The sequence below is a fragment of the Lysobacter sp. HA35 genome (assembly GCF_054061195.1).
Genome location: NZ_JBSSDY010000001.1, coordinates 973192 through 991353, shown reverse-complemented (window position 1 = coordinate 991353; position 18162 = coordinate 973192). Strand labels below are relative to the sequence as shown.

At 67.9% G+C, this 18162-nt stretch carries 12 protein-coding genes; all 12 read left to right on the top strand.

All coding sequences use genetic code 11. From position 1 onward, the window contains the following. Positions 1 to 268: 268 nt before the first annotated feature. The 12 genes from ACVWZN_RS04895 to ACVWZN_RS04840 all read left to right on the top strand — a co-directional run bounded on the left by ACVWZN_RS04895 (position 269) and on the right by ACVWZN_RS04840 (position 17850). Positions 269 to 613 (top strand): hypothetical protein, encoded by a 345-nt coding sequence (locus ACVWZN_RS04895; protein WP_456952845.1) that lies wholly within the window; start codon positions 269 to 271, stop codon positions 611 to 613. Beyond that, positions 610 to 5883, top strand: a complete 5274-nt coding sequence (locus ACVWZN_RS04890; protein ID WP_456952844.1) for an N-acetylmuramoyl-L-alanine amidase — start codon at positions 610 to 612, stop codon at positions 5881 to 5883. Before ACVWZN_RS04895 ends, ACVWZN_RS04890 begins: the two co-directional genes overlap by 4 nt. Positions 5884 to 5892: 9 nt before the next feature. Next, positions 5893 to 6888, top strand: a complete 996-nt coding sequence (locus ACVWZN_RS04885) for a hypothetical protein (protein WP_456952843.1) — start codon at positions 5893 to 5895, stop codon at positions 6886 to 6888. Beyond that, entirely contained in the window at positions 6888 to 7169 is a 282-nt protein-coding gene (locus ACVWZN_RS04880; protein WP_456952842.1) for a hypothetical protein, read from the top strand. The genes ACVWZN_RS04885 and ACVWZN_RS04880 overlap by 1 nt, the downstream gene beginning before the upstream one ends. After that, a complete protein-coding gene (locus ACVWZN_RS04875; protein WP_456952841.1) occupies positions 7166 to 7933 on the top strand; it encodes a hypothetical protein in 768 nt (255 codons plus the stop codon). The genes ACVWZN_RS04880 and ACVWZN_RS04875 overlap by 4 nt, the downstream gene beginning before the upstream one ends. Further along, positions 7930 to 9351, top strand: coding sequence for a S8 family peptidase (locus tag ACVWZN_RS04870; RefSeq protein WP_456952840.1), 1422 nt, complete (start codon positions 7930 to 7932; stop codon positions 9349 to 9351). Before ACVWZN_RS04875 ends, ACVWZN_RS04870 begins: the two co-directional genes overlap by 4 nt. Before the next feature lie 227 nt (positions 9352 to 9578). Then, positions 9579 to 11339: a hypothetical protein gene (locus ACVWZN_RS04865; RefSeq protein ID WP_456952839.1), complete on the top strand. Its 1761-nt coding sequence runs from the start codon at positions 9579 to 9581 to the stop codon at positions 11337 to 11339. A 32-nt stretch (positions 11340 to 11371) separates the two neighbouring features. Further along, positions 11372 to 12433 (top strand): hypothetical protein, encoded by a 1062-nt coding sequence (locus ACVWZN_RS04860; protein WP_456952838.1) that lies wholly within the window; start codon positions 11372 to 11374, stop codon positions 12431 to 12433. A gap of 75 nt (positions 12434 to 12508) precedes the next feature. After that, positions 12509 to 13831 (top strand): hypothetical protein, encoded by a 1323-nt coding sequence (locus tag ACVWZN_RS04855; RefSeq protein ID WP_456952837.1) that lies wholly within the window; start codon positions 12509 to 12511, stop codon positions 13829 to 13831. A gap of 20 nt (positions 13832 to 13851) precedes the next feature. Then, the gene (locus ACVWZN_RS04850) at positions 13852 to 15138 is read left to right on the top strand and encodes a hypothetical protein (RefSeq protein ID WP_456952836.1); all 1287 of its coding nucleotides are present in this window, start codon (positions 13852 to 13854) and stop codon (positions 15136 to 15138) included. A gap of 7 nt (positions 15139 to 15145) precedes the next feature. Further along, positions 15146 to 16291: a hypothetical protein gene (locus tag ACVWZN_RS04845; protein WP_456952835.1), complete on the top strand. Its 1146-nt coding sequence runs from the start codon at positions 15146 to 15148 to the stop codon at positions 16289 to 16291. After that, positions 16192 to 17850, top strand: coding sequence for a hypothetical protein (locus ACVWZN_RS04840; protein WP_456952834.1), 1659 nt, complete (start codon positions 16192 to 16194; stop codon positions 17848 to 17850). Before ACVWZN_RS04845 ends, ACVWZN_RS04840 begins: the two co-directional genes overlap by 100 nt. Positions 17851 to 18162 lie beyond the last annotated feature (312 nt).

Below are 18162 nucleotides of genomic sequence, written 5' to 3'. Positions count from 1 at the left end.
CGGGGCGTTGCGTTGCGCGCACATCCGCAGATGGCGAGCGGTCACCGTGCTCCGGGTGGCCGTCGTCAGTTGCGCGTACGACTCCATAACACCGGTGCACGAACCAGCCTCAACCGCCGACAGCACCTGCCTGCCGCAATCGACCGTGGACGGCCGACACCGCACATCACGCGCCCCCGCCATCGCGTGATCCACGCGTGATCCAGCGGTGATCCATCGGTGACGCGGGCGGCGCAGCGTCGGCTCGACACGCTCCCGGAGCTCCGCGATGGCCCTCCTCGAAGACCGCACCGCCGTATTCATCGTTCGCGTCTGGTGCGAGCGCGGCGATGGCGACGCCTCGGTAACCGAATGGCGCGGTTCGGTGGAGCACATCCAGAGCGGGCAGCGCGCGTTCTTCCGCAACCTGGATGCGGTGCTGGATTTCGTCCGCCCGCATCTGGAAGGCATCGGCATCGACGCGCAGCAGCGCTTCTGGGAGCGCATCTCGTCCGCGCTCGACGACCCGCCGCAGGCCACTGTCGCCATTCCCATTCCATCGGCGGATGGCACGCCCACCCGTGAAGCAGCCTCGCCCTCCCCTGTCGCGTTGCAAGCCAGGAGTTCGTCATGACCCGCATCCGTGCCAATCGCGAATCGATCGACGATCGCTTCAGCGTGCTCGGGTTCACCGTGAACGCCGACCAGCCGCTCTATGAAATCGGGCTGGCGACCGACCCGGATCTGTTCAAACCCGAGAATCGCACGCGCCGCACGGCGGGCAATTTCTACGCGACGCCGCTGCAGGGCGCGCGTCCGCGCACCGATGCCGTGTATCTCGTTCCGCCCGCGGTGGTCGCGCGTTTCGTCGGCCAGCCGCGCCTGTATTTCGGTGTCGCGACGTATGCCGACAAGGATCGCAACAAGCCGATCACCGTGCGTCGCCCCGACAGCGGTCACATGTATGTGAGCCTGCGCGGGCTGACCGAGCGCGGCTTCCGTCGCGGCGCGCGTAACAGCAACGGCAATGGGACGAACTACGGCGCACCCGCGGCGGCACCGGCCTGGGGCGGTGATGCCCTTCCGGATGCGCCATCTGCCACGCCGACGCAGACACCGAACGCCAGCACGGCAGCGCCCGCGTCGCCCACGCCCTACAGCGACGGGTACTCCGATGAACTCTGGCGTCAGGCGCCGGGATCCGCGGCGGCGTCATCACCGCCTGCCACTGCATCGACAGCGCCAGCCCCGCCGGCGCCGATGCCTCCGTCGACGCCGGCGACACCTGCAGCGACGGCCGCGCCAACCGCAACCTCGCAAGGCATTCGCACCAACGGCAGCGGGCAAAGCTATACACGTGGCGGAGCGTCGCCTTACGGCGGCATGCAAGGCGCGGATTACGACGACGGCTTCGGCCCGATGCCGACTCATCGCTCGCAACCCACGCGCACCGGCGGAATGCCCGCCGCGCGCGCAATGCGCGTCGTCTCCAGCTACTACAACCCCAGCGACTGGATGGACGCACTGCGCACGCAGATCGGCTTCTTCGCGGCCAGCGTGCAGTGGTGGGCGGGCGTCGAGAACACGACCGTGATGCCCCACAGCGCGATCTGCCAGGCGCGTCGGGCCGACGGCAGCGCCGACGGTACGCAGCACGGCACCGCGTTCTTCATCGCGCCCAATCTGCTGCTTACTGCCGCACACGTGGTCGACGGGCAAAGCGAGCTGATCATCGTGCCGGGCAAGAACGGTGCGGGCGGCGCGGGTGCCAACGAACCCTTCGGGCGCTTCCGCGTATCCGCCGCGGACATGGTCAAGCATCCGTCGTACGTGTCCTCCAGCCGCGACTTCGACATGGCGTTGATCCGCGTTCCGGCGGCGAACGCGTCGTCGAACTATTTCGACCTGGTCGAGGAGCTGACGCAGTCGCGGCCGGAAGGCGTCGTGGTCTCCGGCTACGCCGCGTATTCCGATCCGCAGGGCATCATCGACAGCGTCGTCAACGCGACCATCGATGCCGACAAGCAGCACCTGCACGGTGGCTACATCCGCTCGCTGCCGACCGACGAAACCTTCGACTACGACCTGCAGTCGCTCGGTGGCACGAGCGGCTCGCCGGTGTACTACATCGAGAACGGCGACGCACCGCGCATGCACATGGTCGGCGTGCACGTGGCCGGTGCGAGCGACACCACGAACCTCGGCTGTCGCGTCACGCCCGCCAAGCTCGCATGGATCCGCCAGCAGGCTGCGGCATGGAGTCAGGCACTCACGTTCTCGCTCGGCGCGCGTGCGTTGTCGGACGACTCGGCATCGAATGACGACGCCAGCTTCGATGACGTCGATACGTACAGCCACGAATCCGAGCCGGTCGAAGCGGAGTTCGCCGAAGCGCAGTCGCTGCGCGGACGCACCCGTACGCTCAGCGCGCCCACGCCGGACTACCCGGGAGCGAGCCGCTTCGCACCCGCACATGCGCGCAACTTCCATACGGGGCGTCGCCGCGGTGCCGTGATCGATCGCATCGTCATCCACATCACCGCCGGCGGGCCGAACATCAACGGCACCATCAGCTGGTTCCAGGACGGCGAACGCCGCGACCCGAACACCGGCGTGCAGGCCGGCCCGAGCAGCGCGCATTACATCGTCGGCCGCGATGGCGAAGTGGTCCAGATGGTGCGCAATGCCGACACGGCGTATCACGCATCCAGCGCGAACAGCCGCAGCATCGGCATCGAGCACAACGCGAACAAGCCGTATCGTCTCAACCGCCGCGACCTGCCGCCGACGATGGAGCAGTACGAAGCCTCCGCCCATCTCGTTGCGTGGCTCGCGTCGCAGTACGGCATTCCGCTGGACCGCGAACACATCGTCGGCCATAGCGAAGCCACGCCCGCCGACCAGCACGATTGTCCGTCGTCCTATTGGGATTGGGACACGTACATGCAGTGCGTGCAGCTGGCGGCGCAGGCGCTGGCGCAGAACAGCTCCACCGGCGCCGTGCCGGCGACGTCGCAAGGGCTGCGCGGCCGCGCAGCTGTTCGTGCGTACTCCGTCGACCCTGCGCAATTCAGCTGGCCGTCCGGGCTTGCGGATCCGGGCCAGTACATCCAGGCGTTCACCAGCGAATACAACCAGCGTCTTGCCGACGGTGCCACTGGCGCGCCCGCGCCGGATCCGACGCAATACAGTAGTTCTGAGAACGCGGACTCGCGCGCACGTGCACGCACCCGCCACGACATCCTCGACCGGATGGGTCGCGACCTGCAGGACCCCACCGATCGGATGCTGCTGCAGCGTGACCTGCTCTCGCTGGCGACCGCGGTGGCGATGCAGGTGCTCGACCTCGTCGCCGATCGCATGCCGCCGACGCCGTATGCGCAGCTCTTCACGGACGCGAACCAGGTGCCCGCGCCGTCGCGCGACTTCACCGTTCCGACCGCGCTTCCGATGATCAGCCGCCGCATCGGCACGTTCCTCGCGTGGATCGATGCCGCAACGCAGATGGCGCACACGGACGTCGCCGAGCGCATCGCCGCGCATCGCCAGCAATGGGACGAGATGAACGCGATGATCGGCGCCACCGGCACGATGCTCAGCCTGGCGCCGGGGCTCGGCGAGGCGGTAACGATCGTCCAGCTCGTGGTCCAGGCCGTGGTCCAGGCCGCGACGCCGGACTTCGACCGGCCGCAGACCGATCTCAACGCGGCGATGTCGACGATCCGCCACGCGTATCGCGACCTTGCATCGTCGCTGCTGCGCGGCCTGATCCTGTCCCGCTATCCGAACGCGCAGTACACGAACTTCCCGCTGCAATCCTCGCTCGAGTCGTTGATCGAAGAACATGCCGCGCATGCGTTGCGCGGCTGGCAGGACGAACTCCGCTTCCTCGGCGTCGGCCTCGACACCATCGCGCAGTCGCTCGGTTCGAAACCACCGCCGCGTGCGCGCGGTGTGTCGTCCTCGCCGGTGCGTGCACAGGAACTGATCACGCCCTATTACGACCCGTCCAACCCCGCATCCGCACTGCAATGCACGAACGACGCGTTCAGCCAGCAGCGCGAGGAGTGGTACGTCGGCGTCGAGAACACGTCCGCATTCCCGCATTCGGCCATCTGCTATCTCGAGATGACCAAGCCGAATGGCGACGTGTTCACCGGCACGGGCTTCTACATCGGCCCCAACCGGATCCTCACGTGCGCGCACAACCTTTACCAGAAAGCGTCGGTGCGGATCATTCCTGGTCACAACGGCGTCGGCTCGACGCCGTTCGGCGAAGGCACGATGACCAGTTCCCAGTGGCGGTTGGCACCGAACTACACCGGCAGCGGCGATTGGGACCACGACCTCGCGGTGATCGACAATGTGCCGATCTCTGCGCCCAACGGCGCGTACTTCAAGTTCCTCAACGCCACGCCCTCCATGAACATGCCGCTGGCGGTGTGCGGCTACTCGGGTTCGTCCAACCTGCATCCCGAGCTCCGCGACGTGACCGATTCGGACAAGCAGCACCTGCACGGCGGACACGCGCAGGGCCAGGCGACGCCCGACACGATCGACTACGACATCCTCGCCATCGCGGGTGCGAGTGGTTCGCCGGTGTACACCGTGCGCGACGAAGGTGGCGGCCTGGAAGCATTCGTCTGCGGCGTGCACGTCACGCGCGGACCGATCAACGCGAGCACCGGCGGCGCGAGCGTGAACCGCGCCTGCTTCATCACGCCGACCAAGATCGATTGGATCGAAGGGCGCGCGACGACGTTCGCGTGCCGCGGCTCGCGTGCGATGTCGGCCGACACGGTGGAGCATCGCGTCACGCTGGTGCCGCAGCCCGACAAGAACGCCTGCTGGGCGGCATCGATGGCGATGCTGAAGTCGTTCCGAAGCGACGCATCGTTCGACCCCGAAGCCTTCGTGCATGAAGCCGGCGGTTCGCTTGCGACGTCGTACGGCTGGGACCAGCTCGAGCGCGTGCGCGATCACTACGGCTTCCGCGTGATCGAGCAACCGTCGAATGCCAGCCTGTATCACACGCCGACGCAATGGGCGCAGTGGCTGCGCGACTTCGGCCCGCTATGGGTGGTGATCGTCGGTGCGCCGCACGCGGTCGTGGTGTCGGGCATCCGTGGCGACCTCAACGATCCGGCCGCCACCGAGCTGTATGTCCTCAATCCCTGGGACACGACCACCGCGTTCGACAACGATCCAGTTGCGTTCAACCCGCCCAACCGTGGCTTCGAAGGCTGGATGTCATTCGACTCGTTCGCCGCCGACTTCGGCAACATGGCGGAGCCGGATTACGGCAACTGGCGCGTGCTGCATCTGCCCGCCGCCGCCGCACAGGCGCAATCGCTCGGCGCAGGCAGGACGTATCGCCTTGCCGCCGCCCCGCTCGGTCGCTCGCTGTCGGATGACGGAGCGCAACCGATCGAGCCGACCCGGGTCGCCGGCACACGCATGAGCGTGGTGCGCGGGAACGCAGGTGCGAGCCGCTGGGCGCTCGACCAGCTCGACGGGCGCAAGGCGCCGCAGAGCCCGGTCTCGGCCGTGTCGTCGCTGCAGCCCACCGATGTGGTGATCGACCTCGGCGAATGGCCGGCGCTGGAAGGCCAGTCGGCGCCGCTGCCGCTCACCGTGCGCTTCCGCAGCGAGGCGGATGGCTCGATCGGCAACGTGGTGATCAGCGCTGGCGCGCCTGCGCAGCTCGGGTATGGCGTCGACGTGGTCGCACGCATCGATGACGCACCGGACGCCGACGGCGTCGCCGCATTGCGCGTCGGCATCGACGTGCGCTTCAGCGGACTCGCCCAGGGCGCGCCGTGTGCACGCATCGATCTGCGCCTGCTCGGCAACGGCCGGTACGAGCGCAGCAACCGCTGGACCGACACCAGCCTCGCGGCCTGAGACGCCTCCATGTCCGCGCGCCCTCCCCTCAACGGAACGCCAACCCGCGGCGGGATCTTCCCGCCGGGTATGACGCGTGATGCGTACGGCCGCATCGCGCCGTCGTACGCGATGGCGGCTGCGGACGCACCGGCAACCACCACGACGACCCCGAAGCCGCAGGCCACCGAGACGATCGCGCGACGTGCTGGTGCGATGGTCGACGAAATCGACTTCCCGGGCTTCGTCGCGCAACTGGTGCATGGCACGTTCGACGCGATCGTCGATGCATCGATCCGACAGATGGAGAGCTATTCGGAACTCGTCAGCGCGTGCGCGAAGACGGTCGAAGAGTTCACCGAAGCGAACGTCACGCCAAACCAGGCGCGCGATTGGCTCGCGACGCGCTATCCCGGCGATGTCGCGCTGCTTCTGCCCGACGGCGCCGACCGCACCGAACCGCAGGTCGCGCCGCGCGCCGAAGGCATCACGCCCGCGTGGCTGGCCGACTACGGCGTCGAAGGCGAAGAACTGACCACCGAACTACTCGAAGAACGCGTGGTGCCGCAGGTGCGAGCCAACATCGGCTCCGAGCGCCACCAGCTGCTGTCGACCATGGTGCTGATGGGCCTCAACCGCGTTGCCGTGCGCGACGGCAGCATCAGCGCGAAGGTCATGTTCCGCGCCGCGGCGCGCGATGCCGCCGGCGTGCAGTACGCGACGAGCAGCGACCCGAAGTCGGTCAACAACTGGGGCGAGCGTGGCGCGGCGAGCTATTCCGGCCAGAGCTCGACGATGGTGTCGACGCTGGCCGTCAACGCGCAGAACGAATCCAGCGTGCGCGCCGACCTGTTCGGCGAGGTGAAGCTCAACTTCGTCAGCGAAACCATGCCGCTCGACAAGCTCGTCGAGCCCGCGAAAGCCGCGGCCGTGCAGCGACATGCGCCTGCGCTGCGCGCCGCGGCACCGGCCGTGCCTGCCGCGACGCCGATACCCGCGCCGCCGCCCACCGGAGGCGTCGCCTGATGCTCCGCGAACTCCACCAGCTGCTCGACGAACTGCACGACGGCCTGACCGCCATCGAAGTGAAAGGCGGCGTGCGCCTTTCGAACGTCGACATGACGCTTCCGCTCGAACTACGGCCCATCTTCCGTGACGGCGGCTGCGTGCTGCTCGCCGATGTACCGCGCCAGCGCGCTCTCGATGGCTGGTTGCCGACGGCGTCGAGGCTCGTCATCGGCTGGAGCGCGGAAGGTGCAGCCGAAACACATCGCGCTAATGAGCAGCACGGAGGCAGCGCCTCATGAGCGCGCAGATTCCTACGCTGGTGCAGGACTCGGGCGTGCCCTTCGACCTGTTCATCCAGGCGCTGACCGAGCAGCTCGACAAGGCGCAGGCGTCGATGGCGATCAAGGCGCGCGTCGGCCGCATGCCGCTGACGTTCGCGGTGAAGGACGTCTCGATCGATCTGCGCGCGTTCGTGCAGATGGTCGATGACGACGTTTACGTACGCCCCGCCGGCCCCGGCGAAGCGGAAGCCAGCACGATCAAGCTCGCGCTCACGACCATCACCAAGGCGATGGTCGAAGAGAACGCGATCGACTTCAAAGCCGAGGATCCGAAGTTCAGCCTCAAGGAAGCGCTGGGCGACCGCATCAGCGACGACGACCAGCGGCGCCTCGAACGCATCGGCGTTCGCACCATCACGCAACTCAACGAACTCAAAGCCAGCGCAGGCACCGATGTCATCGCGCGGCTGTCGCGCATGCCGGTCAATCGCCTGCAGCAGGCCATCATGAGCGCGGCGGCGCCACGCGTGACGCGCGTCGAGCGCAACGACCAGGGCGATCGCATCCATCTCACGGCGCCAGGCCTGCGCGCTGCGCGCCTTCCGCTGGTGCGCGCCGCAGGCATGGCGGTACCGGTCGTGGCCGCGCGCGATGGCGAAATCGTGCTCGCGCCGATGGCGATGCAGCTGGGCTGCGAAGCCGAAGTCGATTTCGGCGATGGCGAGTCCGCGCGCGTGCACCTGTCCGAAGGCCAGCTCGGCCGCTGGGAGGCCGCGCGATGAACGTCGTGCCGCGCCGCCTGCTGCTCACTCTGAGACTCGGCGAGATGCCCGAGCACGTGCCGGGCTTGCGCGCAGTGCACGGCTACGGCACGCCGCAGGCGGACTACGTCGACGGCGGCGTCATCGACCGCATCCTGCTCCACCACGGCGGCGCGATGCGCGTGGCGCGACTGCACAGCGCGCGCGTTCGCCGCGCCGAGCGCAATGTCGTGGGCGCGCGTCGCTTCGACGATGCCGAGCAGCTCAGCGGCGTCGCGCGTGTGCTTCGCGTCGAAGTGCGCGATGCCGGCCGCATGCAAGCGCTGTTGGGCGCGCTCGCCGAACTGCCAATGGTCGAACGCGTCAGCGCCGACCACCTTTGCCACGCACCGTTCGATGCGCCTGCGCTCGGTCGCGATGCGCGCCGCGCGGCCGAAACGTCATGGGCGCAGGACGCAATCCGCCTGCCGCAGGCGCTACGCCTGGAACCCGGCGATCCCGCCATCGTCGTGGGCCTCGCCGACACCGGCGTCGCCCTGCATCACGCCGAATTGGATGCGCGCGTACGCGCCGGCTTCGATAGCGTCGACCTCGATCCCGATTCGGTCGGCGGCCTGACACTCGTTGGCGACTTCCGCCATCGCGGCCAGCGTCCCGACGACGACGTCGGCCATGGCTCGGGCTGCGCGGGAATCATCGCTGCACGCGGTGCGAGCATGCCGTCCGGTGGCGCGGGCGTGTGCGGGCTCACGCCGGTTCGCGTGCTCGGTGCGGCGGTCGGTCCGGACGGCAAGCGCTTCGGTGTCGGTGCACTCGACAACATCGACGCCGGCATGAAGCGCCTGATCGACCTCGGCGTGAAGGTCATCAACATGAGCTTCGGCACGCCGGACTCGCTGCTCGGCGGCGATGCGCCGCGTCCGCACGAGGAAGTGATCCGCTATGCGCTCGCGCGCGGCGTGATCCTGGTCGCCGCGAGCGGTAATTCCGGGCTGGACGAGCGCTTCCATCCCGCCGCGCACGAAGGTGTCATCGCCGTAGGCGCCGTCGATCCCGCGATGAAGCCGACCTCGTTCACCACGCGCGGCGCGCACGTCGCGTTGTGCGCGCCCGGCCGCGACATCGTCACCTGCGGCCTCGACGGTTACCAGCACGCGACCGGCACGAGTTTCGCGGCGCCCTTCGTTGCAGCCGTCTGCGCATTGATGGCGTCGCGCGCGCAGCGACGCGCATGGCCGCTCTCGGGCGAGGACTGCAAGCGCCTTCTGATCGCGAGCGCGCGACCTTTTGCACGTGCCGGCGTCACCGGCTGCGGCCATGGCGTGGTCGACGCCGCGGCCGCGTTGCACGCGTTGGATGACGACATCGACCTGCAGCTTCGCGACGCCGACAGCGACGACGCGACCTATGAGTCTTCCCCCGTACCTGCCGCGGCCTGACGTCCGAGGAGATTGCAATGGCAACGAACCGAAATCGGAAGAACGGCGCGACGCGTACCACACGAGGGTCGAAGACATCAAGTGCCAACGCACGCGCGAAGCCGCGTGTGGCGAAGGCTGCAGCCAAGAAGTCGGCGCGCAATACCGCGGCGACCGCACCACCCGCGGCCGCCGCCGCGTCCAGCTCCACCCACAACACCTCCACTCACCACGAAGAGAGAACCGCCATGAACCGCATCCTGCTGGTCGATCTCGGCGAGCGCGAGCACAAGACCCGTGAGGAATTGCGCGGACGCAAGCTGAAACTCGAATCCATCCTGTCCAACAAGAGTCTCGATGGCCTCACCACCGCGCAGCAGCGCGACTACGAGGCGATCAAGAAGGCCCTCGCAAGCGACATCACCGCCGATCCGTTCTACCAGGTGGTGGCTGAAACCATCACCCAGACGCCGTGGCGCCAGTTGTCGGACGGCAACGACTTCGTGCACGAGTACGGTCTGCTCGGCAGCCAGCGCGTGCCGGCCAATCTGCTCAAGCCGCTGAAGGAAGGCGAACGCGAACTCGCGGGCATCGCCGGCATCCTGCAGCTCGACAACCATGTCGAAGTGACGCGCGGCAAGGGCGAACTGGTGCGTGCGATCAGCACCGCGCAAGGCGAGTACCGCGCCAACCGCGCATTGTTCGATGCCGCCTTCGGTCAGCTGTCCGACCAGTACAAGGTGACGCTGCAGTCGCAGATCGATGCGGGCCTGATCGACGCCGACATCGTCGGCTGCGAGCGCCCCGGTGGCGATCCGAACGAACGCCGCGATGCGGTGAGCACCGATGTCGCCTTCCGCCCCAGCGGCACCGACATGGTGTGCGCGCTGTCGGCGCGAAATGTCGCGGCGCTGGTGCGTCGTCTCGTTGCGACGGGCATCACCGCGAACGATCCGTGGCTGACCAGTCGCATCCAGAACGGTTACGACATGCAGTCGGGCGCCATCGAAGGCGCGCCGCTGTCGTCCGCCGAAATCTCGCTGCCGGAGTTCGACGACACCACCGACGAAGTCGCGGTGCGCGAAAACCTGCTCGGCGCGCAGGCGATCACCTTCGCCTCGCACTGCGAGGACATGAACATGTTCCAGGTCGTCGAGAAGTGCGTCGACCTGTTCCGCACCGGGCTGTTGCCGATCAGCCGCGGCAAGGCCGGCGACTACCTGTATGCCTACATCAAGAAGTCGTCCGAGCGGATGACGCAGAACGAGCGCCAGGATCTCTACCGGCAGGTGCTCGGTCGTAACGAAGGCGATCCGTCCCTGCCCGGCAACCCGGAGTTCAAGGAGCTGTGGCTGCGGTTTATCGCAGCGGTCTCCAACTTCGGACGCCAGCTTTCGGTGGACCGGATGCTGCGCACCAACGTGCCCGTCGCGGTTTCGCAGGAGCAGGTGCGCAAGGCCGGTCGCGACCTCGCCGCCAACCTGTCCGTGCACAGCTTCGGCATCGTGCGTTTCGCGGCCGCCGAACTGCAGCAGACCATCCTCGAGTTCCGGGACGTGCTGTCCGATCCCGAGCTGCGTGCATGCGTCGGTGCGCGCGACATGTGGCAGTTCATCGACCAGATCAACGCGAACTACCTCGGCGGGCTGCGCAACACGCACCAGCACCGCACGCAGGCGCGTTCGGCCGCGGTGGTCATTCGTTGGCTGGCGAACCACAGCGACCGCCTGGCGGGCCGCTACGGCGAAGTCATCAGCGTCAACGCGCTGACGAATCCGCAGATGAGCGGCAGCGACCAGCCCATGCTCAACCCCAACGACTGGGATCTCGTGCAGGCCTGCGAGCAGTGGCTGGCGGTGAGTGGCGTGCAGGAAGCCAGCATCGAGCAGTACTCGCAGTCGGTGGAATCGCCGGTGATCCCGAGCCGTCCGATCAGCAACGGCAACGGCCTGCCGCCCGAGGCCCGTGCCGTGCTCGACCAGGCCGGCATCAGCCTGCCCTCGCTTTGAACCAGTGACCTGACCGACTCCGGAGCCCTGCCATGAATGTCTCCACCTTCCCCGAACGGGCCGGACCACAGGCGGTCAAGCATCTGGTCCAGCGTTCGTTGCAGTCGGCCGCGCGCGCCCTCGGCACGCGCGACCCGCTGCCCTACCTCGACAACCTCATCGAGCGCACGTTCTACCTGCCCGACAACGATTACTCGTACGCACAGAACTCGCTCGCGCCGGGCGCCGTGCCGTACGAGCCCTCGTTCTCGGAGAGCGAGCCGGGCAAGTTGCGTTTCACCATCGAGCCGCTCGGCCCGAACGCGTCGCCGATCGCACGGCGTGATGAAGCCACCAGCGAGATGCGTCGCCTGGTCGCGCCGATCTTCGGCCGCGACGCATTGAAGTGGTTCGATTCGCGCAGTGAGGAATGGCGCGGATTCGGTGGCCTGTCGTGGATGAACTACGGCGCGTGGTTCGGCAGTGCGTTCGACGAGGATGGCCTCTACGCCGCGAAGGTCTACTACGAGCTGCTGCCCACGCAGATCGAGGCCCTGTCACCCGGCCTATCGAACCTGACGCGCCAGGTGATGACCGAGATGCCGAACCTGATGCCGATCTTCACCAGCATCGGCTGCAAGCGCGACAGCGGCAGCCAGCGGGTGACGTTCCTGCATCGCGGACCGATGGCCGTATCGGCGCTCGGGCCGCTGATGAATCGCCTTGGCATCGGTCACCAGTTGCCGAGCCTGATGCGCATCGTCGGCGTCGCGCTCGGCGGGCGTTTCGACCTGCCGCCGGGCGGCGTGCTGGTCGGCATACGCGAAACGCCGGATGGCGCCGAACTCAAGCTCGAGGTGCTGCTCGCCGCGATCCCCGACCTGCCCTCGCGCTTCCTCGACCTGCTCAAGCTCGGCCTGTCCGAACGACCGCGCCAACTCGCGGCGCTCACGCGCTGGCTCGATGCGTTCGGCATGGACACGGGCGACGAAGGTCATTTCTCCGTGCTCAGTATCCGCGTCAATCCGATTTCGCCGGCGCGCATCAGCCTGTACGTGCGGCCGATCGAGTTCGAAATGCGCGACGCGCTGGAAGACGCCCGCGCCCTGCAGTAGCGCTGCAACGGATCGCGTGTCGCGCCGACACGCTCCGCGACGTTCCATCGCATGCCGATCCATCCGGAGTCCGCCATGTCCATCGCACGCGCACCGCTGTTTCCACCCGGCTCGCGCACCTACACACCGCCTGCGCCCGCCGCCGACGCGCGCACGCCGGTGCGTCAGGCGGTGCGCAACCTGCTGGAAGCCAGCCCCGCCTTCCGCAAGCTCTCGCCCGATGCGCAGCGCAACCTCGCGCAGGGCATGGTGCGGATCGGCGAGGAGATGGTCGCGCCGCGTGGCGACGTCGCGCGCCCCAACGCACAGGTGCGTGCACTCGCAGGCGACACATCCGACGCGTCTGCAACACCGAAGTTCGACGCACAGGCCGCGCGCGAAGGCGCGTCGGTGGCCGGCGCCCTACTCCAACAGGTCAACTTCCCCGACTTCTGCGCCGGGCTGATCAACGGCGTCTTCCATTCAATCGTGCAGACCTCGATCGAGCAGATGGAGGCCTACGCGAAGCTCGTCGCCGACGTCTCGAAAAGCCTCAACGATTTCCGGGACGAAAACACCACGCAGAACCAGGGCCGGGACCACCTGGTGCAGACGTTTCCTGACGTGTTCCAGCTGCAGACGGGCGGCGACGATCCGTTCTCGTTCGGCTCGGGTTCGTTCGCCGAAGCGCCTGCGACGCCGCAGCCGCGCGTCGTCGTGCGCGAAGGCGTCGACGAAGCCGCGGCGGTCACGCGCATCAACCAGTCGCTGCCGCTCGACAAGCCCATCGACCGGCTCGACGACGAGCTCGTCGAAGCACTGCTTGTTCCCGCTGCACGCACGCAGATCGCGAGCGGACGCCAGCAACTGCTTGCGACGATGGTGATGCTCGGCATCAACCGCATCGTTGTCACCGACGGCGAACTCACCGCGAAGGTGATGTACGACTTCCAGGCGCGCGACAACTTCCAGTTCCAGCACACCGCGCAGTCGTTCGACTATGGCGATGCGACGGTCACCACCGAGCAGGTCGCCAATGGCGCGATCCTGCGCAGCGGCCCGAGCCAGACAATGACGCGCATGCCGGATGGTCGCATCGTCGAACAGCGTCGCGATGCCAGCTTCTATACGAAGGGCGACTACAAGAGCGTCAGCCAGCCGCTGATTTCGATGCAGTCGGTGACGCAGACGCAGGGCGACTCGCAGCTCACGGCCAAGGCGTCGCTGGCCGGGACGATGAAGGTGAAGTTCAAGAGCGACTACCTGCCGCTCGAGAAGCTCGCCAATCCCGAGTCGATCGCCGCGATCCAGATGAACGCGCAGCCCGGGATGGTCAAGACGCTCGCCGGGCGTCCGCCGTCGCCGGGCGCGTCCGCACAGCCGCCCGCGGTCGCGCCTGCGCCCGCACCCGCCGCCTGATTCCGCACCGGAGCCCTCCCATGTACGCCGCCGCGCCACGCGTTTCCAGCAGCGAACCCGGATGGCTGGGCGATGCCACGCTCGACGTGGTTCGTCCGCACGTGCGTCAGCTGCTGCAGTCCTCGCCCGGCTTCCGTGCGTTGCCCTCGAACGAACAACAGGAGATCGCACGCAACATGGTGCGGGTGGCGTCGTACATGGCGAATCCCGACGATCTCGCACGTCAGGAACTCAGCGCGACCGGTGGTGTGCTGCGCCGTGAGCCCAAGCCGCTGCGCATCGCGCCCGCGCATGCCGCGGATCCGGCCGTGCCGAACTCGCCGCCGACCGCGCGGTCACTCGCCGATGCGGTCGAGCAGGCCAAGCAGAAGGCGTCGGACAAGATCGGGACCGCGGCGGGCGCGGACTTCGTCGATGCGTCCACCAGCAAGCTCGGCGCCAACGCCAAGAAGCTCATGGAAGCGGTGGACTTCCCGAAGTTCGTCGGCGGGCTCATCCAGAACGTGTTCCAGGCGATCGTCGACGCCACCATCCAGCAGATGCGCGCATACGCCGAGCTGTTGAAGTCGGTGTCGCAGTCGGTCGACGAGTTCGCGCAGGACAACATCAGCATGGACAACGCGCGCGAGTACGTGGCGGGCAAGTTCCCTGACGCGCTGCGCGTGCAGAAGAACCCCGACGGCCCCGGGAGCATGCTGGCCCCCACCGACGCCGACGGCATGGAAGCCATCATGGCGGCAGCGAGCGCGGAGTTCGGCCTGGCGCAACCGGTCAACGACATCTCGGACGCCGATCAGGAACAGCGCTTCGTGCAGGCCGCGCGCCTGCAGATGGCCCGCAGCCGACAGCAGCTGCTGTCGTCGATGGTGATCCTCGGCATCAACCGCATCGTCGTCACCGACGGCCAGATCAACGCGAAGGTCGTGTTCGACTTCCGCGCCAGCGACGAAATGATGCGCGATGCGCAGGCCGGGCTCACCGACACGCAGTCGAGCTACAACCGCAATAAGAGCGCGGCCGGCGTGCACTTCGGCTGGGGCGCGGCAGGTTCCGTCAACGAGAACGTGCAGCGGCACATGACCACGGTGTCGTCGTCGGTCGATGAGACGTCCGAATCGAAGCAGGACATGAAAGCCAAGCTCACCGGCGAGGTGCGCGTGAACTTCAAGAGCGACTACTTCCCGATGGAGAAGCTCGCGTCGCCGGCGATGATCGCGGCGATCCAAGGGAACTCGACGCCGGTCGATCCGAACGCTCCACCGCCGCGCGCCGCCTCGAATGCCGGCACCGTCGCTGCGCCGGCCTGAATCCGCCATGCGCCTCGCCCCGCCTCCGCCCGACGTGCGCGTGCCATGGCGACCGGCGCACGCCGCCCTGCTTCGCGCGCTCGCGCTGGCGACCACGCAGGTGCAGCGCCACGAACACGCGCTGTCGCTCGCCCTGGCCGACGACCCCGGTGCGATCGACCTGCCCGCCGGCGCGCCGAATGCGATGGATGCCGCCCAGCTGCGTGCGGCCGGTCCGCTCTACTTCGCCGCGGAACTCGAAATCGCCGGCCTGCTGCGCTGCGCCGAGCTGGTGGCCGGTCTCTTCGCCAGCGGCGCTATTACGCAACCGCTCGGGCCCGTCGCACAGTCGATCAATGCGTTCTGGCGCGGCCGACGTGATCGTCTGCAGGAAGGCGAACGCCAAGCCGTCTTCAATCGCGTGATCGAGCAGCCGCATTTCGACCGCCTGATGACGGCGCTATGCCGCGCGATCACCGCGCAGGCCGACAACGCCGACGACACGGGCGTGCGGCCAGACCTGCGCGAGCACGTCGGCCTCGCATCGTGCGCATCGTCGATGGCCGAGTTCATCGCACAGCGCATGGATTCGATGGCATCCATCGCCGTGCGTGACGTCATCGACACCATCAACGTCGCGATCGGCTTCCTGCGCGATCGCATGTTGCAGGTCGCATTCGGCACGCAGTCGCTATGGGCGCTGATCGCCACCGCATCCAGCCGCGACGGCACCACACCCCGGCAGCGCGACCGACGTGCAGCACCACGCGGAGCGCGGTCGCGCCGGCCAGGCGGTGCTGACGTGGTTGGCGGCCAACTACAACAACGCGAGCGTCGCGCTGGATCCGCGTTCTGCCTCGGATGCCGACTTGATCATGAGCGCGCAGCGATGGCTCGACGCGGGGCCGCTGCAGCCCGCGCAGTCGGCGTCCGGCACGCCATCGTCGCTGCCCATCGCCGCCTGAGCACGCCATGGACGCGGCCTTGCGCACGCCACGCCTCGCTCGGCCGCCGCCCTCCGCGGAGGGCACTGACGAAGCGCCGCCGCACTGGATCCGCGGCGCAGTCCGTGACGTGCTCGAGCAGGCGCCGGGCTACCACGCGCTGGAGCATGGTGATCGCCGGTCGCTTGCCAATGCGATGGTGCGGGTTTCGGCGCTCGCGGCGCGGTTGATCGAGGAGGAAGGCGACGCGCGCGCGGCAGTCGACGCGTCGAAGCACCCTGCGCCGCTTGCACGCGCACAGTCGCAACCGGATTTTGGTGCATCGGCCGATCGGATCGCGCAGACGACGCAGAGCGTTCTCAACGCCGTGTCGTTCCCGCGCTTCGTCACCGACCTCATCAATGGCGTGTTTCGCGCCATGCTCGATTCGAACCAGGCGCAGATGCAGCAGTACGTCAACCTGCTCAATGCGGTGTCGGCGTCGGCTGAAGGGTTCGAAGGCACGCAGTTCGGCCTGATGCGCGTGCGCCAATGGGTCGCCGACCAGTTTCCGGAATCCATCGAATACGAAGCACCCGACGTCGAACCGGGCGAGCCGCCGGATCCGGACGAGGTGGCGAACGCGCGTTTGCGACTGCGTAGCGGTGCGTCGATGCCGTCCGCCGACATCATCCGTACGACGCTGGGGATGGAGCCAGGTGATCCATTGGATGCCAGCAACCCCGAGCAACTGGTTCCGCTCGCGCGTCGACACCTTGCACGGCAACGACAGCAGATGCTCGCGACCATGGTGATGATGGGCATGCAGCGCATCGTCGTGGACAGCGGCAAGATCAACGCCGCGATGCGCTTCCACATCGATACGCGCAGCGCGGCGAACCAGGACCAGGGCAGCCAGACCAGCATCCGGAACCGCATCAAGGGCGGTGGCAGTTTCGGCGTGGGTCCGTGGGGCGCGAGTGCGGAAATCGAAAACACGATCGGCTACGTGTCGACGCAACGCTCGCAGTCGACCGAGGAAATAAATACGGACCTCGATCTCAACTCGTCGGTCGAGCTCAATTTCCGTAGCGACTACCTGCCGCTGAACCAGATGGCGAACCAGGCGCAGGCCGATCGCATCCGCAACAGCACGATCAATCCTGCGGCGGCCGTCGTCGAAGACCCCGCTGCCGCGCGCACGGCGCGCCTGGCGGCGCAACGCGCTTCCGAAGATGCGCGGCGGGCTGCGACGCCCATCGCGATGCCGACGGCAACACCAGCGCCTGCACCGGCGGCTGCGGCGCCTGCGCGGCCGGCACCCGGCACGACGACGACAACGGTTCCAACGGGCACCACGTCTGCCCCCGCAGCGACGGGTTCGACGGCGTCTCCGACCGTGCCCGTTGCGCCTGGTACCGCAACTGCGCCGAGCGGTACACCGCATCCGCCGACACCAGGGACTGGCGCATCCGCTCAATCGCCGCCGGCTCCAACTCCGCCGGCACCAGCACCCGCGGCGAGCCCGAACACACAGGCACCGGCCGCGCCGAACGCTACCGGCGCCACTGTGGCCCCAGCACCGACGTCCGGCAGTGCCGTCGGAACCCAGGTAGGCGCAACCGTGGGCGGCGCAGCGGGCACGGCCGCCGGAGGCGCGGTCGGCGGCGCGATCGGTGCTGCCGCCGGCGGTGTCGGTGCGGTCGTGGGCGCCCCGATCGGCGCCGCGGTCGGAGGCGCAGTGGGTACCGCGGCCGGCGGACTGCTCGGCGGTGCAATCGGCGGGGCCATCGACTCGCGCTTCCGCTGACGGCGTACACCCAGCGGGCCCTACCGCGACTATGCGTGCGAACGGTCGTCGGCGATCGTCGACACATCGCGTCGCTGGCCGCTCGCGATGCGTGCGCCAAGCCATCCGTTTTCTCAACTCGAATGCTGCGCCGCGCGCGGCATTCCACGCCGAACGACGTCGGTCTCGCAGTCGCGAAGAGCGCATGCCTCGAACGGTGCAGCCGTGTCTCGCCACGGTGCAACATCGATACCCGAAGAAACTCGAGCAGGCCGAGTCCGCCAACTCCGATGTGAACATTGAAGCTGTCCCGTCGTCGCTCGTGCGTCCACC

Coding starts and splice junctions, on each gene's coding strand:
- ACVWZN_RS04885 (WP_456952843.1), top strand. CDS start 5,893: ATGTCCGCGCGCCCTCCCCTCAACGGAACGCCAACCCGCGGCGGGATC.
- ACVWZN_RS04880 (WP_456952842.1), top strand. CDS start 6,888: ATGCTCCGCGAACTCCACCAGCTGCTCGACGAACTGCACGACGGCCTG.
- ACVWZN_RS04870 (WP_456952840.1), top strand. CDS start 7,930: ATGAACGTCGTGCCGCGCCGCCTGCTGCTCACTCTGAGACTCGGCGAG.
- ACVWZN_RS04860 (WP_456952838.1), top strand. CDS start 11,372: ATGAATGTCTCCACCTTCCCCGAACGGGCCGGACCACAGGCGGTCAAG.
- ACVWZN_RS04895 (WP_456952845.1), top strand. CDS start 269: ATGGCCCTCCTCGAAGACCGCACCGCCGTATTCATCGTTCGCGTCTGG.
- ACVWZN_RS04845 (WP_456952835.1), top strand. CDS start 15,146: ATGCGCCTCGCCCCGCCTCCGCCCGACGTGCGCGTGCCATGGCGACCG.
- ACVWZN_RS04850 (WP_456952836.1), top strand. CDS start 13,852: ATGTACGCCGCCGCGCCACGCGTTTCCAGCAGCGAACCCGGATGGCTG.
- ACVWZN_RS04890 (WP_456952844.1), top strand. CDS start 610: ATGACCCGCATCCGTGCCAATCGCGAATCGATCGACGATCGCTTCAGC.
- ACVWZN_RS04855 (WP_456952837.1), top strand. CDS start 12,509: ATGTCCATCGCACGCGCACCGCTGTTTCCACCCGGCTCGCGCACCTAC.
- ACVWZN_RS04865 (WP_456952839.1), top strand. CDS start 9,579: ATGAACCGCATCCTGCTGGTCGATCTCGGCGAGCGCGAGCACAAGACC.
- ACVWZN_RS04875 (WP_456952841.1), top strand. CDS start 7,166: ATGAGCGCGCAGATTCCTACGCTGGTGCAGGACTCGGGCGTGCCCTTC.